Raw genomic sequence first — 20,122 nt, 5'->3', positions numbered from 1 at the left:
CAGGGCGATGGGCTCCGGCTCAGATCGCATCGGGGTCAGGATCGTAGGCGCCGCCGGCAGGATCGGCGAGCCACGCGTATCCGGCCGTGGCCAATGCGTCGGCAATGAATGTCTCGCCTTCCGCGGTATCCAGCTCGATCGTCTTGATCAGCGACCAGTCGGCCCGCTGAAACGGCGGGTCGTAAAGCAGGTAGACCAGGGCATGCGGTGCCTGGATCGACGGCCAGCTCAGTCCGTGATGCTGGAAGCCCGCGGCGCGAACCTGCTCGTAAACGGCCAGGGCAGCCGCGTGAGTGTCGCGATGATCGGCGGTGCTGATCAGCTCGCGCCAGCGCGTCTCACGCCATGAATTCTCATCCGGAACCACGATGCGCCGGTCCGGCAGCCCGAGCGGAATGATGTCCAGCGGACGCCGCAGTTCCACCAGCGCCAGCCGCTGTCCCTTCAACTTGTTGCGCGGCAGGTAGACCTGGCGCTTCGGATAGATGCTGGCATGGCGCAGCAGCGCCTCGAACAGCGCACCGGCCGAGGTGGTGGCCGCGTAGAACATGCCGAGCGCCGGGGCCTTGGCCACCAGCGCCGGCTGGATCGCCATGCGCGCGGTGGAACGCGGGTTGGAACTCAGCGGATCGACCGGCGTGCCGTCCTGCAGCCGCGCGGGATGCACGCGGCCGTAGATCGTGGCGGGCATCGCGTCGAACGCGACCTGTTCGAGCAAGGCGTCCTCACCATGCGTCATGCGTGTCCGCCTCCGCCGTGGCGCGCGCAGCATGGATCACCGCGCCAGGCTCGGTGACGAAGACATCCGCCGGCGCACGCGCGGCGCCGTTCGCGCCGGCCAGGGCCAGGGTGGCGCCATGCAGCCAGAAGGCGCGCCGCCAGCCGCCCTTGTCGGCCTCCGGCGTGAACTGCGGATTGACCGACAAGGCCGCGATCAGATCCTTGACCAGCGGGCGGATGGCGCCGGTCTCGTCGAACTGGAAGTCGGGATGGCGGAACGTGCGCTCGTTGGCGGACCACACGCCGAAGAGCTCGCCGCGGTCCCTGCGGTCCTTCGCCCATTGGCCCTTGTTGCCCGCCTTGCTGCCATGGCGTTCGCCCACTTCCGCCGACGTCGGCCAGCCCAGACCCAGCAGTTCGTCGCGCAGTGCGGCCGACGCCTGTGCGGGCGTGTGCGTGGGGGCGGCGACCAGGACCGGCTCGATCGTCATCTCGGTGACGATCTCGGCGGACAGGCTGCGGCTGAATCCCTCGAGCAGTGCCGGCAGCGTGACGTCGGGGTCGTACTGCTCGATCTCGAACAGCACCCCGTGCGACGAGCCGGCCTGGTCCGCGCGCTTCAGCATGCGACCGGCGCGCTCGGCCACCTCGGCGGCACGCACCTCGTGCACGGCAAGGTCGGCAAACAGTTCGAAGTAGCGCACTTCCTGACGCTGCCTGGGCGACTTGCGCGCGGGCAGCAGTTGATCCAGCGCGCCGATGCGGTGCGAGGCGTCCAGGAGCTTTTTCGCCAGGCTCTCCAGCTCGGCGATCTCGGACTTGGTCAGCCACTCGGCATCGCTGTCAGGACGAAACACGCGCAGCACGCCCTTGTAGTCGTGCCTGGCGACGTCGAGCGAGGCGGCGTGCGGAGTATGGATGAAAGAAGTCAGCGGCCGGCTGCCGAAACGGATGTCACCGTCGGCGGGAATTTCCATGATCGCCACGTGGCCATGGATGCTCATGTCGCCTCTCCGTCCAGCCATCGGGTAGATGGCCCTGTACGCATGATGCCCCATCTTATTCTCCTTATCAAGCTTATCCTGCACGGATCCCTCGACTCCCATCTTAGGGCGCCCCGGGGTGGCAAGAAACGCCAAATAGTCCTAAATATTCATTTTTTTCATGGGGATAGATCGTAGCGACTACGCAGTATCAGGCGGCCTGACTCGCGCGGTCCAAAACTCTGACTCGTCTAGCGGCAGCGCACTCATTCTCTCCGCTGGACAAGCCCCTATACCTCCCGCAGCATCCCGCCCGATCCAGGGGAACCGCAGCGCATGAGCCACAACACCTCGCAACTCGAACGCCTCACCTTTTTTTCCGATGCCGTCTTCGCCATCGCGATCACCCTGCTGATCATCGAAGTGCACGTGCCGCACGTCAGCAGCATCGACGATGCGACCTACTGGCACGCCCTGGCCGAGCTGGGTCCGAGCCTGCTCGGCTTCATGGTGAGCTTCCTGGTGATCGGCGCCCTGTGGATGTCGCATCACCGCGTGTTCGGCCTGCTGCACGACTACAGCCCGAAGGTGATGTGGCCGAACATGTTCTTGCTGATGTCGATGGCGTTCATGCCGTTCGCCACGGCGTTGATGAGTTCGAATCCGCGGGCGCGCGTGCCGGAGCTGGTTTACTCGGGCACCCTGCTGGTGGCCGGCCTGTTTCAGCGCCGGCTGTTCTCCATCGCACTGCGCGCACCGCACGTGCGCACCGACGTGCCCCCGGAAGAAGTGACCGCCGCGCGCTGGCGCTCGTGGGGACTGCCGACGGCCAGTGCACTGGCCTTTATCGGTGCGTGGTTCCTGCCGGGCTGGAACAATTTCCTGCTGCTGCTTATTCCGCTCCTGGTGCGGCTGTATGCTGCGGCGGGTCGGCGCCACGCATTGCGCCAGCAGGCAGCCGAGGGCGCCTGATCGTTCGGTTCGGAGCTGGCATGTCCACACGTGTTCGCCTGTTTGCTGCCACGGCCGCCGCGCTGGGATGGCTCGCGCTGATCCTGCAGTGGCTGTTCTCGATCCAGTTGTCGATCGAGAAGGGACAGAGCGCGCTGGCGGGCACGTGGATCTACTTTGGCTTCTACACGATCCTGACCAATATCCTGGTGGCGCTGGCGTTCACCGCCTGCGCGCTCGGGCCTCGCGGAAGCGTCACGCGCTTTTTCAACCGTCCTGGCACCTGCACGGCGGTGGCGATGAGCATCGTGGTGGTGAGCGCGGTCTACAACGTGATGCTGCGGCAGCTGTGGCATCCGCAGGGTTGGCAACTGTTCGCCGACGCCACGCTGCACGACGTCATGCCGCTGGCTTTCCTCGCCTACTGGTGGTTCGCGGTGCCGAAGACCGCGGTGAGCCGGCGGCAGATCCCGGCCTGGCTGGGCTATCCGGCGGCCTACTTCGCCTATGCGTTGGCGCGCGGCGCGGTGAACCACTGGTATCCGTATCCCTTCCTCGACGTCACCAGCCTGGGCTATCTGCAGGTGGTGGTGAATGCGCTGCTGGTACTGCTGTTCTTTATCGCCGTGGCGTTGGCACTGGTGGCGCTGGCGCGCTGGCAGGCACGCCGCGCCGCACAGGCGACGGCCCAGCCGGCCTGACGCTTCCGTCACGCGCTTGCGGCAGAATGCGCGCACGCAAACCTCGCCAGCGGACCACCATGCGTATCTTGCCGATCGGCCTCGCCCTGCTGCTCACCGCCGCGCCCGCGCTCGCCCAGGATGGCGATGCCGCGGCGTTCTTCGTCAAGCTGTATGCGGAAAAGTGCATGAAGCATTACGCCAAGCCCATGGCGCTAAAGGCTGAGTTCGAGGCGGCGAAGACACCGGAACTGCCGGCCAATACCGCCAACTTCTTCCTCGGCGGCGCGCCGGGCAAGGCATGGCCGCAGCGAGGGCCGGGCGAAGGTCGCTTCGTGGTGTCGTTGCGCGATGACGGCATCTGCGCGGTGTTCGCGCAACACGCCGACGACGCGAATGTGGAACGACGTTTCAAGGATCTGGTCTCCACCAGCCCGCCACCGCTGGCCGCCGCCGTCGATAAAGACGAGCACGAGATGTCGCCGACCGGCCCGATCCATACACTGAGCTACACCTGGTCCCGCCCAGGCGATGAGAGCGAGCTACTGTTCACGCTTACCACCGCCGTCTCGCCGGATGCCCCCGTACAAGCCATGGCCTCACTGGGGCGCACGAAGAAGTAGGCCGATCACCCAGCCGTGCGCCGATCCTCGAGCCATTCGCCCATGAGGTGGGTCTGGTCTTCGTGATCCGTGTCGCGCCAGGGTTCGCGCAAGGCGTCTTCGTACCAGCGGCGGCAGGAAGGCAGGGCGCGAAGACGTTCCGCATAGGCGGCTGACGCCGGCTGCACCGGCAGGTCATAGGTCTGGATCCGATACGCCACGGGTGCGTAGAACGCATCCACGGCGGTAAAGCGTGCGCCGGCAAGGAAAGGACCGCCGAAACGCTGCAAGCCCTCCGTCCACAGCTCGTCGAGCCGCGCCAGGTCCGCCTTCAGCGCCTCCGGCTGATGGAACAGGCGCACCCGAATACCGCAACTCATGGATGCGTTCTCGCGCAGCGCACCGAAGCCCGCGTGCATCTCCGCCGCCGCGCAACGCGCCCAGGCACGGGCCGTCGAATCTTCCGGCCACACGCCGGGATGCCGCTCGGCCAGGTATTCGGCAATGCCCATCGAATCCCACAACACCGCGTCGCCATCGTGCAGGCACGGCACCTTGCCGTTCGGTGCGAAGCGCCGGAAATTGTCCCAATTGTGGCTGCCCTCGAAGCGCACCAGCGCTTCCACGAAGGGGATGCCCAGTTCCTGCAGCAGCACCCAGGGTCGCATCGACCAGGATGAGTAGTTCTTGTTGGCGATGTAGAGGGTGTACATGCCCGCCTCCCCGCGACCCATGTCAGAACCGAAAGGGTAGCGTCGTTCGGAACGCTTCGCAGCTATCCGATGGCTTGTCTCAGGTGTCGAGGATCAACAAGGTACCGCAGCTTCCTGCGGCCACCGCATGCGGCACGCCCGCCGGCACCACGTACAACTCGCCCGCGCCAACGCGCACGACTTCGCCGCCGATCTCCAGCAGCATCTGCCCGTCGAGCACCAGCAAGCCTTCCGGATAGTCGTGGCACTCGTCCGGATACGCCGCCTCATCCATCCGCACCACTTTCAGGTTGGCATCGCCGAAGCGCGCCAGCACTTGCGACTGCCACGCCTGCGGCAGCGCGCCGGCGGCCTCGGCCAGTGCGATCAGCGTCATGCCTGCCTCAGCACGGCTTGGCCGGTGTCGCCGGCATCGATGCGGTGGGCGCCGGCACGGCCTGGCGCTTGCGCGCATTGGCCAGGATCACGCCGCCGACGGTGATCGCACCGCCAACGACGGTGAGCAGCGCCGGGCGTTCGCCGAGCCATACCCAGCCGATCAACACCGCGATCGGCGGCGAGAAGTAGATGAAGCTGCTCACCTGCGAGGCGGAGGCGCGCTGCAGCGCGGCGTTCCAGGCGATATAGCCGATAAAGGTGGGCGCGATGCCCAGCCACAGCAGCGAGCCGATATGCGCCATCGGCGCATGGGCCAGCGCGTGCGGCAAGCCCAGGCCGAACGGCAGCGCGGCCAGCGCGCCGGCGAAGAAGGTGAACCCGGTGACGCCCAGCATGCTGTTGCGCGCGAACAGCGGCTTCTGGCCGACGAACAGCAGCGCCGAACAGATCACGCTGACCAGCACCAGCGCCGCCATCGGCTCGAACTTCACGCCCTTGCCGCTGGCCAGCACCACCACCACCACGCCGACCAGGGCGATGCCCAGGCCGGTGAGCGTGCGCGGCGACAACCGCTCGCGCAGCCACACCGCGGACAGCGCCGCGGTGGCGGCCGGGATCAGCGAGATGATGATCGCCGCCGTGCCGCTGGCGACGCGGGTTTCGGCGGTGTTGAGGCACAGGTGATAAGCGGTGAGTCCAAGCACGCCGAGTACCGCGAGCTGCGGCCAGTCCTTGCGCGCCGGCAGCGGCACGCGCTTGACCAGCAGCAGTACGGCGAAGCACAGCGCGCCGATTCCTAAGCGAGCGAAAGCCACTTCGCCCGGGGTAAACGAGCCCAGCGCATGGGCGATCGCGGCATAGGCCGAGGACCAGGTAAGCAGGGCGATGCCGATATAGGTCAAGGCGCGCCCATCGAGGCGTTCCGGGGTGCTCATGGGGGTGATTCCTGGGGCGGAAACAAGTGGAAATCGTAGATCGGAGCCGGTCACCCCGGAATGATGAATCAGCGTACGATAGTCATGTTTCGCTAACGATCGAACTATCCCATGAACGCTCTGACCTTCGAATCGAAACCCTCCTGGGACACCAAGGACTGGCAGATCCTGGAGGCCCTGCAACAGGACGCCCGCCTGGGCTACGCCGAGCTCGGCCGCAAGGTGCGCCTGTCCGCGCCGGCCGTGGCCGAACGGGTCAAGCGCCTGGAAGAAGCCGGCGTGATCACCGGCTACCGCGCCCAGATCGATCCGCGCCGGCTCGGCTACGACATGGAAGCGATGATCCGGGTGCGCTGCGACGGCGGTACCTGCGCACGTGTCGGCGCACTGGTGGCAGGCATCCCCGAAGTACTCGATTGCCGCCGCCTGGCGGGCGAGGACTCGGCCCTGCTGCGCGTGGTGGCGATGTCGGTGCCGCACCTGGAAAACGTGCTGGACCGGCTGCTGAAGATCCACCCGAGCATCAGCACCACCACCCTGGTGGTATTGCAGACTTCGCATGCCAACCGGCCGATCACGCAGGCCATGCGCAACGCGGCCAACGCCACCCTGGGTTGAATGCACGCCGATCGCGCGGGTTATGCTCGCGCGGTTGCCAAGGAGACAAGCGCATGCGCGAGCTGTATCCGCAGATCGAGCCGTACAAGACCCAGCGCATCGCGATGGATGGGCTGCACACCTTGTTCGTGGAGGAATGCGGCAATCCCGACGGCTTGCCGGTGATCTTCCTGCATGGCGGACCGGGCGCAGGCGTGTCGCCGTATCACCGCCGCTTCTTCGATCCCCAGCGCTACCGCATCGTGCTGTTCGACCAGCGCGGCGCGGGACGTTCCACGCCGTTCGCGGAGTTGCGCGACAACACCACCTGGCATCTGGTGGCCGACATCGAAACCATCCGCGAGGCGCTGGGCATCGAGCGCTGGGTGGTGTTCGGCGGCTCCTGGGGTTCGACCCTGGCGCTGGCCTATGCGCAGGCGCATCCGGAGCGCGCGCTGGGCCTGGTGCTGCGCGGTATCTGGCTGGTGCGCGATGAGGAAATCCGCTGGTTCAACGAACTGGGCGGCGGCGCGGCCTTCGTGCGTCCGGTCGAATGGAACCGCTATCTCGCCCACATTCCCGAAGCCGAACGCGGCGACATGGTGGAAGCGTATTGGCGCCGCCTGGACCATGCCGATGCGCAAGTCCGCCTGAGCGCCGCATTGGCGTGGGATGCATGGGAAAGCAGCTGCATCGCGCTGGCCGACACGCCCTACGATCCCGCCGATGCGGGCACGCAGGAATCGGCGATCAGCAAGGCGCGCGCGGAAGTGCATTACTTCCGCCATCGCGCTTTTCTCGAACCCGGGCAGTTGCTGCGCGACGTGGACAAGATCCGCCGTATTCCCGCGACGATCGTGCATGGCCGCTACGACCTGATCTGCCCGGTGAAGAACGCGTACGACCTCGCCGAGGCGTGGCCGGAGGCGGATTTCCATGTGGTGACCGCAGGGCATGCGGCGTATGAGACGGAGATCGTGGATGTGTTGGTGCGGGCCACGGATGGGCTGGCGGATAAGTACGCGGCCTGAATAGCTGCGTTTCGAAGCCCTGGGGACTTGAATGTATCTCTATTGAGATACAATATGGACTAACCCGGTCCCTCAAAGCTATCCCCATGACTCACACTTCGATGCTCCACGTCCGCGTAGATGACGAACTCAAGGCCATCGCGACGGAGAAGCTCGCCGACATCGGGCTCACCGTCTCCGATGCGGTGCGCATTCTGCTGACTCGTATCGTCAAGGAAGGCGGTCTCCCCGCTGGCCTGGCCGTCGACTCGAATGCGTACGACGCATGGTTCCGCGCCAAAGTGCACGAAGCTCTCGAAGATAAGCGACCGCCCTCGTCGCATCAGCAAGTCATGGACGATGCTCAAGCGCTGATCGAAAGGAAAAGGCGTGCCCGACGTTGAATGGCGACAGACAGCGCGAGCGGATTTGCTCGCTATCATCGACTACATCTCCGACGACAACCCAGACGCCGCGCAACGGCTCAAGGATGACATCGAAGCGCGGGTAGCCGGGCTCCCTGCACAACCAAGGCTCTATCGCTCTGGCCGTGTGGCAGGCACGCGAGAGATGGTCGTGCGGCCGAACTATGTGGTGGTCTACGCGGAGTTGCGTAATGTCATAGCGATCCTTCGCATCCTGCATGCCGCGCAGCAATGGCCTCCTGCTGGCTCGCCATGACTTTCATGCGTGCTGCCTGACGCACGACGCTACGGCAACCCCACATAGCTGCGCCTGAAGTTCACCGTCTGCGCCTGATCGGCATGCAGGTCGCTGGCAATCAGCGCGACCGCACCGAGAATCGTCAGCTGCAGAAGCAGCAAGAGAAAGCCGTGGCGGCGGCGAAAGCTCCGGGCCATACATGCAACCGTCAGTCACCCCTGGGTGGGCGTAAGGATGGATGACGCGCGAGCCGGGCCGCGGTTGACATGGCGCTGACACATCGCAAGAAACGGAGGGACCGGACTTCGCGTTCGCGCCATAGTGCGCGCAACCCAAACGTGGAATACCCAATGCTCACCCTGTACGACTACCTGCCCTCGCAGAACGGCTGGAAAGTGCGCCAACTGCTGCGCCACCTGGACCTGCCCTACCGCACCGTGCCGGTGAGCATCTTCGAAGGCGAAGGCCGCCAGCCCGATTTCCTGCGCATCAACCCCACCGGCACCGTGCCGGCGCTGCAACTGGACGACGGCCGCACGCTGGCCGAGTCGAACGCCATCCTCGCCTACCTCGCCGAAGGCACGCCCTATCTGCCAGGCGATGCCTACGGCCGCGCCAAGGTGCTGCAGTGGCTCAACTTCGAGCAGGAGCGGGTGGAGTCGGTGATCGGCTCGCTGCGCTACTGGACCTTGACCGGGCAGTTGCCGAAGCGGCCGCCGGCCTTGGTGGAACTGAAGCGCGCGGCCGGGCTGCGCGCGCTGGCTATCCTCGATGCGGAACTGGCCAGCCGCCCCTTCGTCGCGAGCGACCACTACGGCATCGCCGATATCGCACTGTTCGCCTACACCAGGCTGGCGGAAGACGCGGGGCTGGAGCTTGAGCCTTACGCGCACCTGCGTGCATGGATGACGCGGGTGGAAGCGCAACCGGGGCATCTGAGCGAGCGGTTCCCGTACACGATCGATCCGCACGCACCGGCTTCACGGTAAGCCCTTCTCCCATCGGCGACCCGAAGGTAGTCCCTGTGGGAGAGAGGGGTTGGGGTGAGGGTGCGGGTGCGGGTGGAGCGCAAGAGTGATGTGCACCGCTCCGGCCGTACCCTCATCCGGCTGCCGCCACCTTCCTCGCTCCTCCACGCGAAGAGGGCACGGGGATGTGCCCGGCTTTGATGAGCGAGGAGAACCGCGCACATCCCTGTGCGCTCCCCGCGTGCTCCCGGAGGGAGAAGGGTTCCGGATATGAGTGCCTCTACAAGGCCGCCATCTCAGGCTATACCCGGCGTCTCGCAATGACCCCAGCCACGGGCCACCCCGCCGACGCAATGGCATACTCGGCGCTCCCGTTACGCCGGAGCCACCCATGCGCCTTCTCTGCGCCCTTGCCATCGGCAGTTTTGCCCTGCCCCTGGCCGCCTATGCCACCGATCCTCACTCCTACGCCCAGCCCGACCAGGTGCGCGTCACCCATCTGGACCTGGACCTGAAGATCGACTTCCCGCACAAGCAGCTCGACGGCGTCGCCACGCTGAAGCTGGACTGGAAAGACCCCAAGGCGCAGGCGCTGGTGCTGGATACGCGCGACCTGAAGATCGCCAAGGTCGAAGCGGTCGACGGCGCGGGCAAGGCCAGCGTGCTGAAGTACGCGCTGGCGCCGGCCGACAAGCAGCTCGGCAGCAAGCTCACCATCCAGGCGCCGCAGCATCCGGCGCAGGTGCGCATCGCTTACGTCACGGCGCCCACCGCGTCGGGCCTGCAGTGGCTGGCGCCGGCGCAGACCGCGGACAAGAAAGCGCCCTTCATGTTCTCGCAGTCGGAGTCGATCCACGCGCGCTCATGGGTGCCGCTGCAGGATTCGCCGGCGATCCGCTTCACCTACAGCGCCCACGTCACCGCGCCGAAGAACGTGCGCGTGGCCATGAGCGCGCTCAATGACGCCAAGCACGCACTGGACGGCGATTTCCGCTTCGACCAGCCGCATCCGATTCCGTCCTACCTGCTGGCCGTCGCCGCCGGCGATATCGCGGTGCAGGAAACCGGCCCGCGTTCGGCCGTGTATGCCGAGCCCAGCGTGGTCGGCAAGGCGGCCAAGGAATTCGAGGACACCGAGAAGCTGATCGCCGCCACCGAACAGCTCTACGGCCCCTACGCGTGGGGCCGCTACGACCTGCTGGTGCTGCCGCCTTCGTTCCCGTTCGGCGGCATGGAAAACCCGAACATGACCTTCGCCACGCCGACCGTGCTGGTGGGCGACAAGAGCCTGGTTTCGCTGGTCTCGCATGAGCTGGCGCATTCCTGGTCGGGCAACCTGGTGACCAGCGCCGCGTGGCGCGATATCTGGCTCAACGAGGGTTTCACCACTTACGTGCAGGGCCGCATTACCGAGGCCGTCTATGGCAAGGCGCTGGCCGACGAGGAAGCGCTGCTGTCCGCGCGCGACCTGCAGAAGCATATCGGCGAGATGCCGGAGAACTCGCAGAAGCTGGCGCCGGAACCGCACGGCGTCGACGCCGACGACACCTTGTCCGACGTGGCCTACACCAAGGGCTCGTGGTTCCTGCGCACGCTGGAGCAGCGCTTCGGCCGCAGCACCTTCGATACGTACCTGAAGGGTTATTTCGCGCACTTCGCGTTCCAGAGCATCGATACCGAGCAGATGCTCGAGTACCTCAAGGCCAATCTGTTCGACAAGAACCCGGGCAAGATGGACTGGGCCGAAGTGAAGGCATGGGTGTACGAACCCGGCATCCCGAAGAACGCGCCGCTGCCGGCCTCGCCGCGCTTCGACGCGATCGACAAGGAGCGCGCCGGCTTCCTCGGCGGCTCGCTGGCTGCCGACAAGCTCGACGCCAAGGGCTGGAACACGCAGGAATGGATGTACTTCCTCGACGGCCTGCCGGACGCCGCGCCGCTGGACAAGCTGCAGCAGCTCGACGCCGCCTGGCATCTGACCGGCACGCCGAATGCCGAGATCGGCATGCGCTGGTATAGCCACGCCATCGCCGCCGGCGACAAGGCCGTGTGGAGCGCCGCCGCCGAGCATATGACCCGCATCGGCCGCCTGTACCTGACCACGCCACTGTACCGCGCCTTCGTCAAGACGCCGGAAGGCCTGGCCTACGCCGAGCAGGTGTATGCGAAGGCCAGGGCCGGCTATCACCCGATGACCCAGGACGCCGTCCAGCGGATCATCGACAAGGCCAAGCACCCGGCAGCCAAGAAGCCGGCCAAGTGATCGCCGCCGCACGGCGCGCCGGGCTTGATCGGCGCGCCGTGCGACCCGACATGCTTTGCTTCCTCATGCTTTTCTTCCTCTTGCTTTTCTTCCTTTTGCGCGGATCGTCACGATGACCAAGTCCTCCCTTCCCGCCACCGGCCAGGGCAAGCAGCGTCCCTTGTGGCAGCGCTTGCTGATCCGCCGCCTGAAGTTCCTGGCCATCGTGGCGCTGGTGCTCGGCCTGGGCCTGGGCGGCTGCTATCTGTTCGCGCCGCAATGGCTGCTGCGCGCGGAAGTGGCGCGCAAGGCGATGGCCGCACACGTGGAAACGCACTCGGTGCAGGTGGGCGACACCAAGTGGGTCTACTACGAAGGCGGCAAGGGCCCCACCCTGTTGCTGCTGCACGGCTTCGGCGCCGACAAGAACGTGTGGCTGGAACAGCTGCGCCTGCTCACCCCGAACTTCCATGTGATCGCACCGGACCTGCCGGGCTGGGGCGAATCCACCCGCGTCGACGGCGCCAGCTACAACATCGATGCGCAGGCCGCGCGCCTGCAGGGCTTCGTCGCCGCGCTGCGGCTGCAGCGCGTGGTGCTGGTCGGCCACTCGATGGGCGGCGCGATCGCCGGCACCTACGCAGCCGATCATCCCGAACACGTGGCCGCACTGGCCCTGATCGACGCGTTCGGCCTGAAGGCCAACGAGAACGACTTCGAGCGCCAGTCGCTGGCCGGCAAGAATCTCTTCAACTACGACGACCGCGCCGGCTTCGAACGCGCCACCTTGCTCGCCTTCGAGAAGATGCCCAGCATCCCGGGCCGCTTCGTCGATGTGCTGATCGAGAAGAACCAGCGCGAACGTCCGTTTGTCGACCGCACCTTCCACGAGCTGCTCGATCCCTCGCAATACCTGTCGGTGCAGAGCCGCCTGGATCGCCTGACCATGCCGGTGCTGGGGCTGTGGTGCCACGACGACAAGATCATCGACATCTCGTCGCTGGACAGCCTGCGCAATGGCTTGTCGCATGCCAGCGCGATCAGCTCCTCCGTGCTCACCGGCTGCAATCACATGCCGGTGCTGGAAAAGCCTGAAGAGACGGCGCGGATACTCGGTGCCTTCGCCGTGCAGCACATGCCGCTGGGCGGCTGATTCAGTCTCAGCAATCCAGGTCGAATCCTTCCCCCCTCCGGGGGCACGCGGGGAGCGCACAGGGATGTGCGCGGCTCTCCTCGCTCATCAAAGCCGGGCACATCCCTGTGCCCTCTTCGCGTGGAGGAGCGAGGAAGGTGGCGGCAGCCGGATGAGGGTCCGGCCGGAGCGGTGCATATCACTCTTGCGCTCCGCCCGTACCCTCACCCCAACCCCTCTCCCGACGGGAGAGGGGCTTTCTAGGAACCTCGCATGCTGATCAACGGACGCTGCCATTGCGGCAACATCACGTTTGCCCTGGACTGGCAGCCCGACCCTGACACGATCCCCGCGCGCGCGTGCACCTGCACCTTCTGCACGCGCCACGGCGGCGTGTGGACCTCGTACCCGCAAGGAAAGCTGCAAGTGCGCGTGGCCGATCCGACGCGCGTCTCGCGCTACTCCTTCGGCACCGAAACCGCCGCGTTCCAGGTCTGCATGACCTGCGGCGTGGTGCCGCTGGTGACCAGCCGCATCGATGGGCGGCTGTACGCGGTGGTCAACGTCAACACCTTCGAGAACGTCGACCCGTCCCGCCTGCAGCACAGCTCCAGCACACTGGACGGCGAAGAGGTTGGCGACCGCCTCGCGCGGCGCCAGCGCAACTGGATCGGCCAGGTAGACTTCCCCGCAGCCGACGGCTGAGCTCCGGATTAAGATTTCTTTAGTCGCCCGGGCCATGCTGCTCTGCGACAATAGCCGGCGCCGCACCTCGCCTCTGCCGCGGCCTGCCTGAAAGAAATCCATGAATACCGCTATCCACGACGAGCCCCAAGGCTTGCGGCTGACCTGGCGCATCGTCCAGATCGTCAGCTTCACCTTCTTCGCCTATCTGGTGATCGGCCTGCAGCTCGCCGTGCTGCCGCCGTTCGTGCACAACGATCTCGGCTACGGCGCGGTGCTGGCCGGCCTGGTGATCAGCACGCAATACGTCGCCACGTTTTTCAGCCGCGGCTTCGCCGGCCGCACCTCGGATACCGCAGGCCCCAAGCGCGCAGCACTGATCGGCATGACAGCCTGCGGCATCAGCGCCGTGCTGATGATCCTTGCCGCGCTGCTGCGTCCGTGGCCGCCGGCTTCGTTCGCGCTGCTGCTGGTGGGGCGCCTGGCGCTGGGCGTGGGCGAGAGCTGCGTGGGCACGGGCTGCATCATGTGGGGCATCGGGCGGGTCGGTCCGGCGCATACGGCCAAGGTGATTTCGTGGAACGGCGTGGCGACGTATGGCGCGCTCGCCGCCGGCGCGCCGCTGGGCGTACTGCTCACCAGCGCGTTCGGTTTCGTCGCGATCGGCGTGGCCGGCGCGCTGCTGATGGCGATGGGCTTGCTGCTGGGATGGCGTCGGCCCGCGGCGAAAGTGGAATCGGGCGAACGCCTGCCGATGCATCACGTGTTCCGCCGCGTATTCCCCTACGGCATGGGCCTGGCTTTAGGCGCGGTGGGCTTCGGCGCGCTCGCCACCTTCGTCACGCTGTACTACGCAGCGATGGGCTGGAGCGGCGCGGCGGCGACGCTGAGCGTGTTCGGCGCGTGCTTCGTCGGCGTGCGGCTGGTGCTGGGCGGGGCGATCTCGCGCTTCGGCGGTTATCGCGTGGCGCTGCTGTCGTTCACGGTGGAATGCGTGGGCTTGATCGTGCTGGCCGCCGCGGGCAGTTCGGCGATGGCGATGTTCGGCGGCGCGCTGACCGGCATCGGGTTCTCGCTGATTTTCCCGGCGCTGGGCGTGGAGGCGGTGCAGCGGGTGACGCTGAGCAATCGCGGTTCGGCCCTAGGCGCGTATTCGGTGTTTACCGATCTGGCGCTGGGCGTGGCCGGACCGCTCGGCGGATGGCTGGTGTCGGGCGGACGCTATGGGCCGCTGTTCGCCACCGCGGCTTCGTTCTCGGTGATCGCGATCGGGCTGACCGGGTGGCTTTATCTGCGCTATGGCCGCCGAACCGCCTAGTCGTAGGTTGGGGTGAGCGCAGCGAACCCCAACAATGCGGTGGCCATGGAGCTTGGGCTGTTGGGGTTCGCTGCGCTCACCCCAACCTACGCCGGCTTTTCAGCTTAATCCGCGACGTCGGCGACCAGCCGGTCGAGTTCCGCCTTCAGGATCGCGCCGTTCTGCCGCAGCCAGTCGCGCTGCTCGCGCCATTCCGGAAACAGATGCTCCACCTGCGTCCAGAAGCGCGGCGAATGGCTGCGCACCTTCAGGTGGCACAGCTCGTGGGCGAGCACGTAGCGCAAGGCCGCGGGCGGCGCCAGGGCGAGCGCGAGATCGAGGTTGATGCGGTCGCGCGTATCGAGACTGCCCCACAGGCTCTTCATCGAGCGGATACGCAGCGCGGTGGGCGCGAGCCCGAGCTGCGGCACGTAGCCGGCCATCCAGCGCGCGACGTCGCGGCGGATCAGCGTTTCGAAATACGAGGCGAGCAGGCCGCGCGCCACCGGCAGGGCACGCGTATGCGGACGCGGGATCACCAGGGTCAGGCCGCCTTCGTACGGCTCCACTTTCGGATACGGGCCCTCGGCCCAGTCCAGCAAGGTGGTTTCGCCGCGCAGCGGGAATTCGGTGGCATAGCCCAGGCGCAGCGGCGGCAGCGGCTTGGTCACCAGGTTCAACTCGTCGAGCTTCTTCTCCAGCCAGTCGACATGGCTGCGCAGGAAGGCGCTGACCTGCGCCGGATGGGTGCCGTGCGGATACGACACGCGCGCGCCCTTCGGCGTGACGGTGAGGCGCAGGCGGCGCGCACGCGGATGTGCGGACTTGAGCACGCGGATGGTCCCGCCGCTCGTCGTCGATAGCTCCAGCCAGTCGCCTTCCAGATGCTGCGTCATCGCTACTACCCCACCTTGCCGTAATGCTGCTCCCGGCCGCCCTGTCCCGCCATTGTCCGCCTGCCACTGTGCGGAGAGCATGCAGGCTATGCAAGACGGCCGGGTGACGCCCGGCGCAGGGGCGCCGGGAACCAGCATAGATGGGGTTCGGCGGGGAAAAATCCAGGCAGGGCGCGGGTTTCGGAGCATTGGCCGCATAACCGCGCGGCCCGGCGGGCGGCACCTCGAAGCTTTCGAGGTGCGTTCAGCCAGACGGGCTCAGCCGTCGGCCGGGCGGGGCAGGCCGAACCACTCCTCCAGCTTGCCGAGCAGGCGTTCCAGCTCCAGCGTGAGCAGGGCAAAACTGGCGTCCATCTCGGCCGCGGCGTCCTGGTGGCTGTCGCCCATCTCGTCGGTGACCACGTCGAGGAACTTCAGCTTGCGCACCACCAGGTCCTCGCCCAGCACGAAGCTCATGCGGTCGTCGAACACCAGGCCGAGCTGGAACACCTGCTTGCCGTTGCGCAGATGCTCCTTCACTTCCTCGCTGTCCAGCTCCTGCCGGCGGCAGCGGGCGATGGCGCCGGTGGCGGTGGCCGGGTCGCGCAGCTCGCATTCGTCGCCCAGGGTCAGGCCGCCGGGCAGGTTGCCGGTGGCCAGCCAGTCGGTCATCAGCACGCGCGGGCCTTCCTCCGGCGCCAGCGGCACCGCGGGGAAGCTGCCCAGGGCTTCGCGCATCTGGGTCAGGCCGTTCTCGGCGGACTTGCGGCTGGAGGTGTCCAGCACCAGCCAGCCGTGGCGCTTGTCCACATAGGCGGACAGCCGCGAGCTGCGCACGAAGGCGCGCGGCAGCAGTTCGGTGAGCAGGTCTTCCTTCAGGCGCTTGCGCTCGCGACCGCCGACCTTGCGGCCTTCTTCCTCGGCGATCTTCTGCACCTTGCGCTGCAGCTCGTCGTTGACCACGGCGGACGGCAGCAGCTTGTCCTCGCTGCCCACGCTGACCAGGGTGCAGGCCTTCACCGCATGGATCAGCGGCGCCTCCTCGCCCCGCCCCACCGGCGGCACGAAGCCCTTGGTGCCCATTTCCAGCGGGCCGCAGGGCCGCAGGCGGTGCTCGGCCAGGGCTTCTTCGAGTCGGTTGAGGTCTTCGGCAACGGCGGGAGAAAAGCGGAACAGCGTCAGATTGCGGAAAAACATGGCGGGGCTGGGTATCCGGGCGGTCTGGCGGCCCCGGACCGGGGCGCACGAAACCACAATCATACCGGATGAGGCCGCCCAGGCCCTCGCTCATGCCGCCCGGGGCATATCGACATGCCGCCTGGCGGCCGCGTTCGCCGCGCTGCGTCCCGTTGCGTCCATGCATCGACACAGCGCACACGAATGTGTTTGGACATCTATACATCCAAAAAACTTTTCGCTATAACGGACTCGCATGCCGCAACGCAACATTCTGGGAGAACGTTGCGCGGTCATGTCTCGGGCGAAAAGCACCGGCCGCGTCAGCGGCTTCCGGCGGCGTCGCTTTCGACCATCCACAGGATTGAAAAGCACCATCCAGGCACTGCGGGCACCGCAGGCTTCGCCGCGGCGCGCCATGCCCGCGGGGAGCCGCTGCGCCCGCTCAACGGGGAGAGCACGACGCGATGACCAACGGCAACTCGAACGGCAAACGAATCCTGGCGCTGGCCATCGGCCTGTGCGTGAGCGGCGGCGTGCTGGCGCAGGCCACTACCGGCGGCATCTTCGGCCAGGTGGCGGCCGGACAGGGCGACAGCGTGTCGATCAAGAGCGGCAGCGGCCTGAGCCGCGAAGTGCCACTGGACGACAAGGGCCGCTACAGCATCGCGCAGCTGCCGCTGGGCACCTATACGGTGACGCTGCAGCGACAAGGCCAGGCGGTGGAAACGCGCGACAACATCGCGATCAGGGTGGGCGCAGGCACCGAGGTGTCGTTCACCGGCGCGGTGGCAGCACAGAACCTCAGCGGCATCAGCGTCACCGCCAACGCATTGCCGGCGATCGACGTATCCAGCGTCGATTCGCGCACCGTGGTCACCGCCGACCAGCTGGCCAAGGTGCCGCTGGGCCGCAGCTCCGAAGCCATCGCCCTGCTGGCGCCCGGCGTGGTCAACAACGGCGGCAGCTTCAGCGGGCCGACCGGGCAATCGCTGGTCAGCTTCGGCGGTTCGTCGGCGAGCGAGAACGCGTACTACGTCAACGGCTTCAACACCACCGACCCGTTGCGCGGCTTCGGCGGCCTCACCCTGCCCTACGGCGCGATCGACCAGCAGGAGGTGTACACCGGCGGCTACGGCGCGGCGTACGGCCGCTCCGACGGCGGTGTCATCAACGTGGTCGGCAAGCGCGGCACCAACCAATGGCACTTCGGTACCCAGGTGCTGTGGGAGCCGGCCTTTGCACGCGCACGCCAGCGCGACCGCTTCTACGAGAGCGGCCTGCCGGCCACGCCAGTCGCGGGCAATCTCTATGCGGCCGACAGCGAAGACCGCAGCTGGACCACCACGGTCAGCGCCTACGCCGGCGGTCCGCTGGTGAAGGACAAGCTGTTCCTGTTCGTCGCCGGCGAGTACGAGCGGCAGGAAGGCAATACGGTGAACCCGGTCAGCGGCTTTCTTTCCGGCAAGCCCTACGTGGCGTACCGCCAGAACGATCCGCGCTGGTACGCCAAGCTGGACTGGAACATCACCGACAACCATATCCTCGAAGTCACCGGCGCCTCCGACAAATACGACAGCTCCGGCACCATCTACCGCTACGACTACGCCAACCGCGTACAGGGCGCGCGCATCGGCGCGGACGACGACATCAAGAGCGGCGGCGACGTGTATACGGCCAAGTACACCGGCTACCTCACAGACGCGCTCACGCTTACCGCGCAGTACGGCCGCATGAAGACCTCCGACTACGACGTGCCGGGCGGCTACGATCCCTCGCTCACCTACGTCGACGGCGTCACCAACCAGAACCCCGCGCTCAACGGCGGCGTCGGCCGCGGCAACCGCCAGACCATCGTCTCGCTGGTCGATCCCGGCCGCGGCAACCGCACCACCAATACGCGCATCGACCTGAGCTACAAGCTGGGCGACCACACGCTCAGTGCGGGCATCGACAACCAGACCGCGAAGGCGCTCAACCAGGGCTCCAACAGTTCCGGCCCCGGCTATTACTGGGCCTACGACCAGGCCGATCCGAATACGCCACTGTCCACCGGCCTGGGCGTGCCGGCGACAGCAGGCTTTCCCAATGGCGCGCAGGGCTACTACGTAGTCAAGACCGTGGCCAACAGCCTGGCCACCGTGCGCTCCAGCCAGCGCGCGCAATACATCGAGGACAAATGGCAGGTCAGCGACCGCTGGCTGCTCTCCATCGGCCTGCGCAACGACCAGTTCCGCAACTACAACGCCGACGGCCAGGCCTACATCACCCAGCACAAGCCGCAGTGGGCGCCGCGCCTGGGCTTCGCCTGGGACGTCAATGGCGATTCCAGCTTCAAGATCTACGGCAATGCCGGCCGCTACTACCTCGGCCTGCCGTTGAACCCTTCGCTCAATGCGGCAGGCGCCTATGTCAGCACCTCGCAGTACTACACCTATGGCGGCATCGCCGCCGACGGCACGCCGACCGGTCTGACCGCGATGTCCGGGCCGGTGTCGGCCAACAACGCGTTCGGCATCCTGCCCGATCCGAAGACGGTGAGCACGCAGAACCTGAAGTCCGAATACCAGGACGAGTTCATCCTCGGCTTCACCAAGACCGCCGGTTCCGACTGGGTGTACGGCGCCAAGCTGACCCAGCGCGTGCTGCGCAGCGCGATCGACGACTACTGCGATATCGACCGCGTGCTGGCCAAGGCGCAGTCGCTGGGCTACGACGTCACCACCGCCAGCAATCCGGTGAGCTGCTGGCTGTTCAATCCGGGCAAAGCCAACACCTTCACCCTGGTCGATACCTCGGGGCACTACGTCAGCGTGCCGCTCAGCAACAAGGAATTCGGCTTCTCCACGCTCAAGCGCAAGTACTACGGACTGGAGACCTTCCTGGAGCACCCGTTCGACGGACGCTGGTACGGCAAGCTCACCTACGTGTTCTCGCGCAGCTATGGCAATACCGAAGGCCAGTTGCGCTCGGACCTGTACCGCGAATCGCGTGGCACCGGCCAGACCGCGGTATCGACCACGCAGGACTGGGACAACTCCTGGATCATGGACTACAGCAACGGTGCGCAGAACAACGATCACAAGCACCAGCTGAAGTTCTTCGGCTATTACCAGCTCACCCCGGAATGGCTGGTGTCGGCCAATCTCAGCCTGATCGCCGGCGCGCCCAAACCCTGCCTGGGCTATTACGGCCCGGACCGCGCCGACCCGGCCGGCTATGGCAACAGCTACCACTTCTGCTTCGGCGAACCCTCGCCGCCCGGCAGCCAGGGACGCCTGCCGTGGATCCGCCAGCTCGATCTGGGCGTGAGCTATCGACCGGCGTTCGCGGCGAGCCGCCTGGCGTTCAACGCGAACGTGTTCAACGCGCTCAACGAACAGCGGGTGCTGGCGATCTTCCCGAACGGGGAGTCCTCGCCGAACAAGGCCAATCCTTTGTACGGCACGCCGACCTCGCGGCAGTTGCCGCGCTATGTGCGCCTGAGCGTGAGTTACGACTACTGAGGTCGCGGGT

Annotated in this window: 21 protein-coding genes; 13 read left to right on the top strand and 8 right to left on the bottom strand. The window is 66.5% G+C overall.

What is annotated here, in order from left to right; genetic code table 11:
• Nucleotides 1-19 precede the first annotated feature (19 nt).
• Both AB4083_RS10360 and AB4083_RS10355 read right to left on the bottom strand, forming a co-directional pair.
• Complete coding sequence (locus AB4083_RS10360; protein ID WP_441607717.1) at nucleotides 20-739, bottom strand: RES domain-containing protein; 720 nt, start codon at nucleotides 737-739, stop codon at nucleotides 20-22.
• Nucleotides 726-1,724, bottom strand: coding sequence for a hypothetical protein (locus tag AB4083_RS10355; protein ID WP_441607716.1), 999 nt, complete (start codon nucleotides 1,722-1,724; stop codon nucleotides 726-728). Before AB4083_RS10355 ends, AB4083_RS10360 begins: the two co-directional genes overlap by 14 nt.
• Nucleotides 1,725-2,039: 315 nt before the next feature.
• On the opposite strand from AB4083_RS10355, the gene AB4083_RS10350 reads away from it, so the two are divergent.
• The 3 genes from AB4083_RS10350 (at nucleotide 2,040) to AB4083_RS10340 (ending at nucleotide 3,957) form a co-directional block, all read left to right on the top strand.
• Nucleotides 2,040-2,675: a TMEM175 family protein gene (locus AB4083_RS10350; protein WP_441607715.1), complete on the top strand. Its 636-nt coding sequence runs from the start codon at nucleotides 2,040-2,042 to the stop codon at nucleotides 2,673-2,675.
• A 20-nt stretch (nucleotides 2,676-2,695) separates the two neighbouring features.
• Nucleotides 2,696-3,355 (top strand): Pr6Pr family membrane protein, encoded by a 660-nt coding sequence (locus AB4083_RS10345; RefSeq protein ID WP_441607714.1) that lies wholly within the window; start codon nucleotides 2,696-2,698, stop codon nucleotides 3,353-3,355.
• Nucleotides 3,356-3,423: 68 nt separating this feature from the next.
• The gene (locus tag AB4083_RS10340; protein ID WP_441607713.1) at nucleotides 3,424-3,957 is read left to right on the top strand and encodes an NMCC_0638 family (lipo)protein; all 534 of its coding nucleotides are present in this window, start codon (nucleotides 3,424-3,426) and stop codon (nucleotides 3,955-3,957) included.
• Between the two features lie 5 nt (nucleotides 3,958-3,962).
• On the opposite strand, the gene AB4083_RS10335 is transcribed toward AB4083_RS10340, so the two are convergent.
• From AB4083_RS10335 to AB4083_RS10325, 3 genes are all read right to left on the bottom strand, one after another.
• Nucleotides 3,963-4,649 (bottom strand): glutathione S-transferase family protein, encoded by a 687-nt coding sequence (locus tag AB4083_RS10335; RefSeq protein ID WP_441607712.1) that lies wholly within the window; start codon nucleotides 4,647-4,649, stop codon nucleotides 3,963-3,965.
• A gap of 79 nt (nucleotides 4,650-4,728) precedes the next feature.
• On the bottom strand, nucleotides 4,729-5,025 hold the full coding sequence (locus tag AB4083_RS10330; RefSeq protein ID WP_441607711.1) for a cupin domain-containing protein: 297 nt from the start codon (nucleotides 5,023-5,025) through the stop codon (nucleotides 4,729-4,731).
• 7 nt (nucleotides 5,026-5,032) lie between these two features.
• Nucleotides 5,033-5,962, bottom strand: a complete 930-nt coding sequence (locus AB4083_RS10325) for a DMT family transporter (RefSeq protein ID WP_441607710.1) — start codon at nucleotides 5,960-5,962, stop codon at nucleotides 5,033-5,035.
• Nucleotides 5,963-6,073: 111 nt separating this feature from the next.
• Here AB4083_RS10325 and AB4083_RS10320 point away from each other — a divergent pair, with 111 nt between their 5' ends.
• From AB4083_RS10320 to AB4083_RS10305, 4 genes are all read left to right on the top strand, one after another.
• Nucleotides 6,074-6,580, top strand: a complete 507-nt coding sequence (locus AB4083_RS10320) for an Lrp/AsnC family transcriptional regulator (RefSeq protein ID WP_441607709.1) — start codon at nucleotides 6,074-6,076, stop codon at nucleotides 6,578-6,580.
• Between the two features lie 53 nt (nucleotides 6,581-6,633).
• A complete protein-coding gene (gene pip, locus AB4083_RS10315; RefSeq protein WP_441607708.1) occupies nucleotides 6,634-7,590 on the top strand; it encodes a prolyl aminopeptidase in 957 nt (318 codons plus the stop codon).
• A gap of 86 nt (nucleotides 7,591-7,676) precedes the next feature.
• Nucleotides 7,677-7,973: a type II toxin-antitoxin system RelB/DinJ family antitoxin gene (locus AB4083_RS10310; RefSeq protein WP_441607707.1), complete on the top strand. Its 297-nt coding sequence runs from the start codon at nucleotides 7,677-7,679 to the stop codon at nucleotides 7,971-7,973.
• Nucleotides 7,960-8,250, top strand: coding sequence for a type II toxin-antitoxin system RelE/ParE family toxin (locus tag AB4083_RS10305; RefSeq protein WP_441607706.1), 291 nt, complete (start codon nucleotides 7,960-7,962; stop codon nucleotides 8,248-8,250). The genes AB4083_RS10310 and AB4083_RS10305 overlap by 14 nt, the downstream gene beginning before the upstream one ends.
• 29 nt (nucleotides 8,251-8,279) lie before the next feature.
• Here AB4083_RS10305 and AB4083_RS10300 read toward each other — a convergent pair whose 3' ends face one another.
• On the bottom strand, nucleotides 8,280-8,429 hold the full coding sequence (locus AB4083_RS10300) for a hypothetical protein (protein ID WP_441607705.1): 150 nt from the start codon (nucleotides 8,427-8,429) through the stop codon (nucleotides 8,280-8,282).
• A 153-nt stretch (nucleotides 8,430-8,582) separates the two neighbouring features.
• On the opposite strand from AB4083_RS10300, the gene AB4083_RS10295 reads away from it, so the two are divergent.
• The 5 genes from AB4083_RS10295 to AB4083_RS10275 all read left to right on the top strand — a co-directional run bounded on the left by AB4083_RS10295 (nucleotide 8,583) and on the right by AB4083_RS10275 (nucleotide 14,576).
• A complete protein-coding gene (locus tag AB4083_RS10295) occupies nucleotides 8,583-9,221 on the top strand; it encodes a glutathione S-transferase family protein (protein ID WP_441607704.1) in 639 nt (212 codons plus the stop codon).
• A 370-nt stretch (nucleotides 9,222-9,591) separates the two neighbouring features.
• Nucleotides 9,592-11,463 carry a M1 family metallopeptidase gene (locus AB4083_RS10290; RefSeq protein ID WP_441607703.1) on the top strand — a complete coding sequence of 624 codons (1,872 nt, stop codon included), beginning with the start codon at nucleotides 9,592-9,594 and terminating at the stop codon, nucleotides 11,461-11,463.
• 112 nt (nucleotides 11,464-11,575) lie between these two features.
• Nucleotides 11,576-12,595: an alpha/beta fold hydrolase gene (locus tag AB4083_RS10285; RefSeq protein WP_441607702.1), complete on the top strand. Its 1,020-nt coding sequence runs from the start codon at nucleotides 11,576-11,578 to the stop codon at nucleotides 12,593-12,595.
• A gap of 252 nt (nucleotides 12,596-12,847) precedes the next feature.
• Nucleotides 12,848-13,279, top strand: coding sequence for a GFA family protein (locus AB4083_RS10280; RefSeq protein WP_441607701.1), 432 nt, complete (start codon nucleotides 12,848-12,850; stop codon nucleotides 13,277-13,279).
• Nucleotides 13,280-13,379: 100 nt separating this feature from the next.
• Nucleotides 13,380-14,576, top strand: coding sequence for an MFS transporter (locus AB4083_RS10275; protein ID WP_441607700.1), 1,197 nt, complete (start codon nucleotides 13,380-13,382; stop codon nucleotides 14,574-14,576).
• A gap of 104 nt (nucleotides 14,577-14,680) precedes the next feature.
• On the opposite strand, the gene AB4083_RS10270 is transcribed toward AB4083_RS10275, so the two are convergent.
• A complete protein-coding gene (locus AB4083_RS10270) occupies nucleotides 14,681-15,451 on the bottom strand; it encodes a M48 family metallopeptidase (RefSeq protein ID WP_441607699.1) in 771 nt (256 codons plus the stop codon).
• A 258-nt stretch (nucleotides 15,452-15,709) separates the two neighbouring features.
• The gene (locus AB4083_RS10265) at nucleotides 15,710-16,627 is read right to left on the bottom strand and encodes a recombination-associated protein RdgC (RefSeq protein ID WP_441607698.1); all 918 of its coding nucleotides are present in this window, start codon (nucleotides 16,625-16,627) and stop codon (nucleotides 15,710-15,712) included.
• Nucleotides 16,628-17,073: 446 nt separating this feature from the next.
• Between AB4083_RS10265 and AB4083_RS10260 the strand changes: the two genes are divergently transcribed.
• Nucleotides 17,074-20,112: a TonB-dependent receptor gene (locus AB4083_RS10260; protein ID WP_441607697.1), complete on the top strand. Its 3,039-nt coding sequence runs from the start codon at nucleotides 17,074-17,076 to the stop codon at nucleotides 20,110-20,112.
• Nucleotides 20,113-20,122: the final 10 nt, after the last annotated feature.

Origin of the sequence: Dyella sp. 2RAB6, assembly GCF_052115385.1 — a bacterium.
Classification (GTDB): domain Bacteria; phylum Pseudomonadota; class Gammaproteobacteria; order Xanthomonadales; family Rhodanobacteraceae; genus Dyella_D.
This window is presented reverse-complemented; position numbering and strand designations above follow the sequence as displayed.

Excerpts from the sequence above, each read along its gene's own strand:
- AB4083_RS10280 (WP_441607701.1), top strand. The coding sequence starts at position 12,848 with ATGCTGATCAACGGACGCTGCCATTGCGGCAACATCACGTTTGCCCTG.
- AB4083_RS10310 (WP_441607707.1), top strand. The coding sequence starts at position 7,677 with ATGACTCACACTTCGATGCTCCACGTCCGCGTAGATGACGAACTCAAG.
- AB4083_RS10330 (WP_441607711.1), bottom strand. The coding sequence starts at position 5,025 with ATGACGCTGATCGCACTGGCCGAGGCCGCCGGCGCGCTGCCGCAGGCG.
- AB4083_RS10345 (WP_441607714.1), top strand. The coding sequence starts at position 2,696 with ATGTCCACACGTGTTCGCCTGTTTGCTGCCACGGCCGCCGCGCTGGGA.
- AB4083_RS10270 (WP_441607699.1), bottom strand. The coding sequence starts at position 15,451 with ATGACGCAGCATCTGGAAGGCGACTGGCTGGAGCTATCGACGACGAGC.
- AB4083_RS10265 (WP_441607698.1), bottom strand. The coding sequence starts at position 16,627 with ATGTTTTTCCGCAATCTGACGCTGTTCCGCTTTTCTCCCGCCGTTGCC.
- AB4083_RS10320 (WP_441607709.1), top strand. The coding sequence starts at position 6,074 with ATGAACGCTCTGACCTTCGAATCGAAACCCTCCTGGGACACCAAGGAC.
- AB4083_RS10260 (WP_441607697.1), top strand. The coding sequence starts at position 17,074 with ATGACCAACGGCAACTCGAACGGCAAACGAATCCTGGCGCTGGCCATC.
- AB4083_RS10355 (WP_441607716.1), bottom strand. The coding sequence starts at position 1,724 with ATGAGCATCCATGGCCACGTGGCGATCATGGAAATTCCCGCCGACGGT.
- pip (WP_441607708.1), top strand. The coding sequence starts at position 6,634 with ATGCGCGAGCTGTATCCGCAGATCGAGCCGTACAAGACCCAGCGCATC.
- AB4083_RS10350 (WP_441607715.1), top strand. The coding sequence starts at position 2,040 with ATGAGCCACAACACCTCGCAACTCGAACGCCTCACCTTTTTTTCCGAT.
- AB4083_RS10360 (WP_441607717.1), bottom strand. The coding sequence starts at position 739 with ATGACGCATGGTGAGGACGCCTTGCTCGAACAGGTCGCGTTCGACGCG.
- AB4083_RS10285 (WP_441607702.1), top strand. The coding sequence starts at position 11,576 with ATGACCAAGTCCTCCCTTCCCGCCACCGGCCAGGGCAAGCAGCGTCCC.
- AB4083_RS10290 (WP_441607703.1), top strand. The coding sequence starts at position 9,592 with ATGCGCCTTCTCTGCGCCCTTGCCATCGGCAGTTTTGCCCTGCCCCTG.
- AB4083_RS10295 (WP_441607704.1), top strand. The coding sequence starts at position 8,583 with ATGCTCACCCTGTACGACTACCTGCCCTCGCAGAACGGCTGGAAAGTG.
- AB4083_RS10335 (WP_441607712.1), bottom strand. The coding sequence starts at position 4,649 with ATGTACACCCTCTACATCGCCAACAAGAACTACTCATCCTGGTCGATG.
- AB4083_RS10300 (WP_441607705.1), bottom strand. The coding sequence starts at position 8,429 with ATGGCCCGGAGCTTTCGCCGCCGCCACGGCTTTCTCTTGCTGCTTCTG.
- AB4083_RS10275 (WP_441607700.1), top strand. The coding sequence starts at position 13,380 with ATGAATACCGCTATCCACGACGAGCCCCAAGGCTTGCGGCTGACCTGG.
- AB4083_RS10325 (WP_441607710.1), bottom strand. The coding sequence starts at position 5,962 with ATGAGCACCCCGGAACGCCTCGATGGGCGCGCCTTGACCTATATCGGC.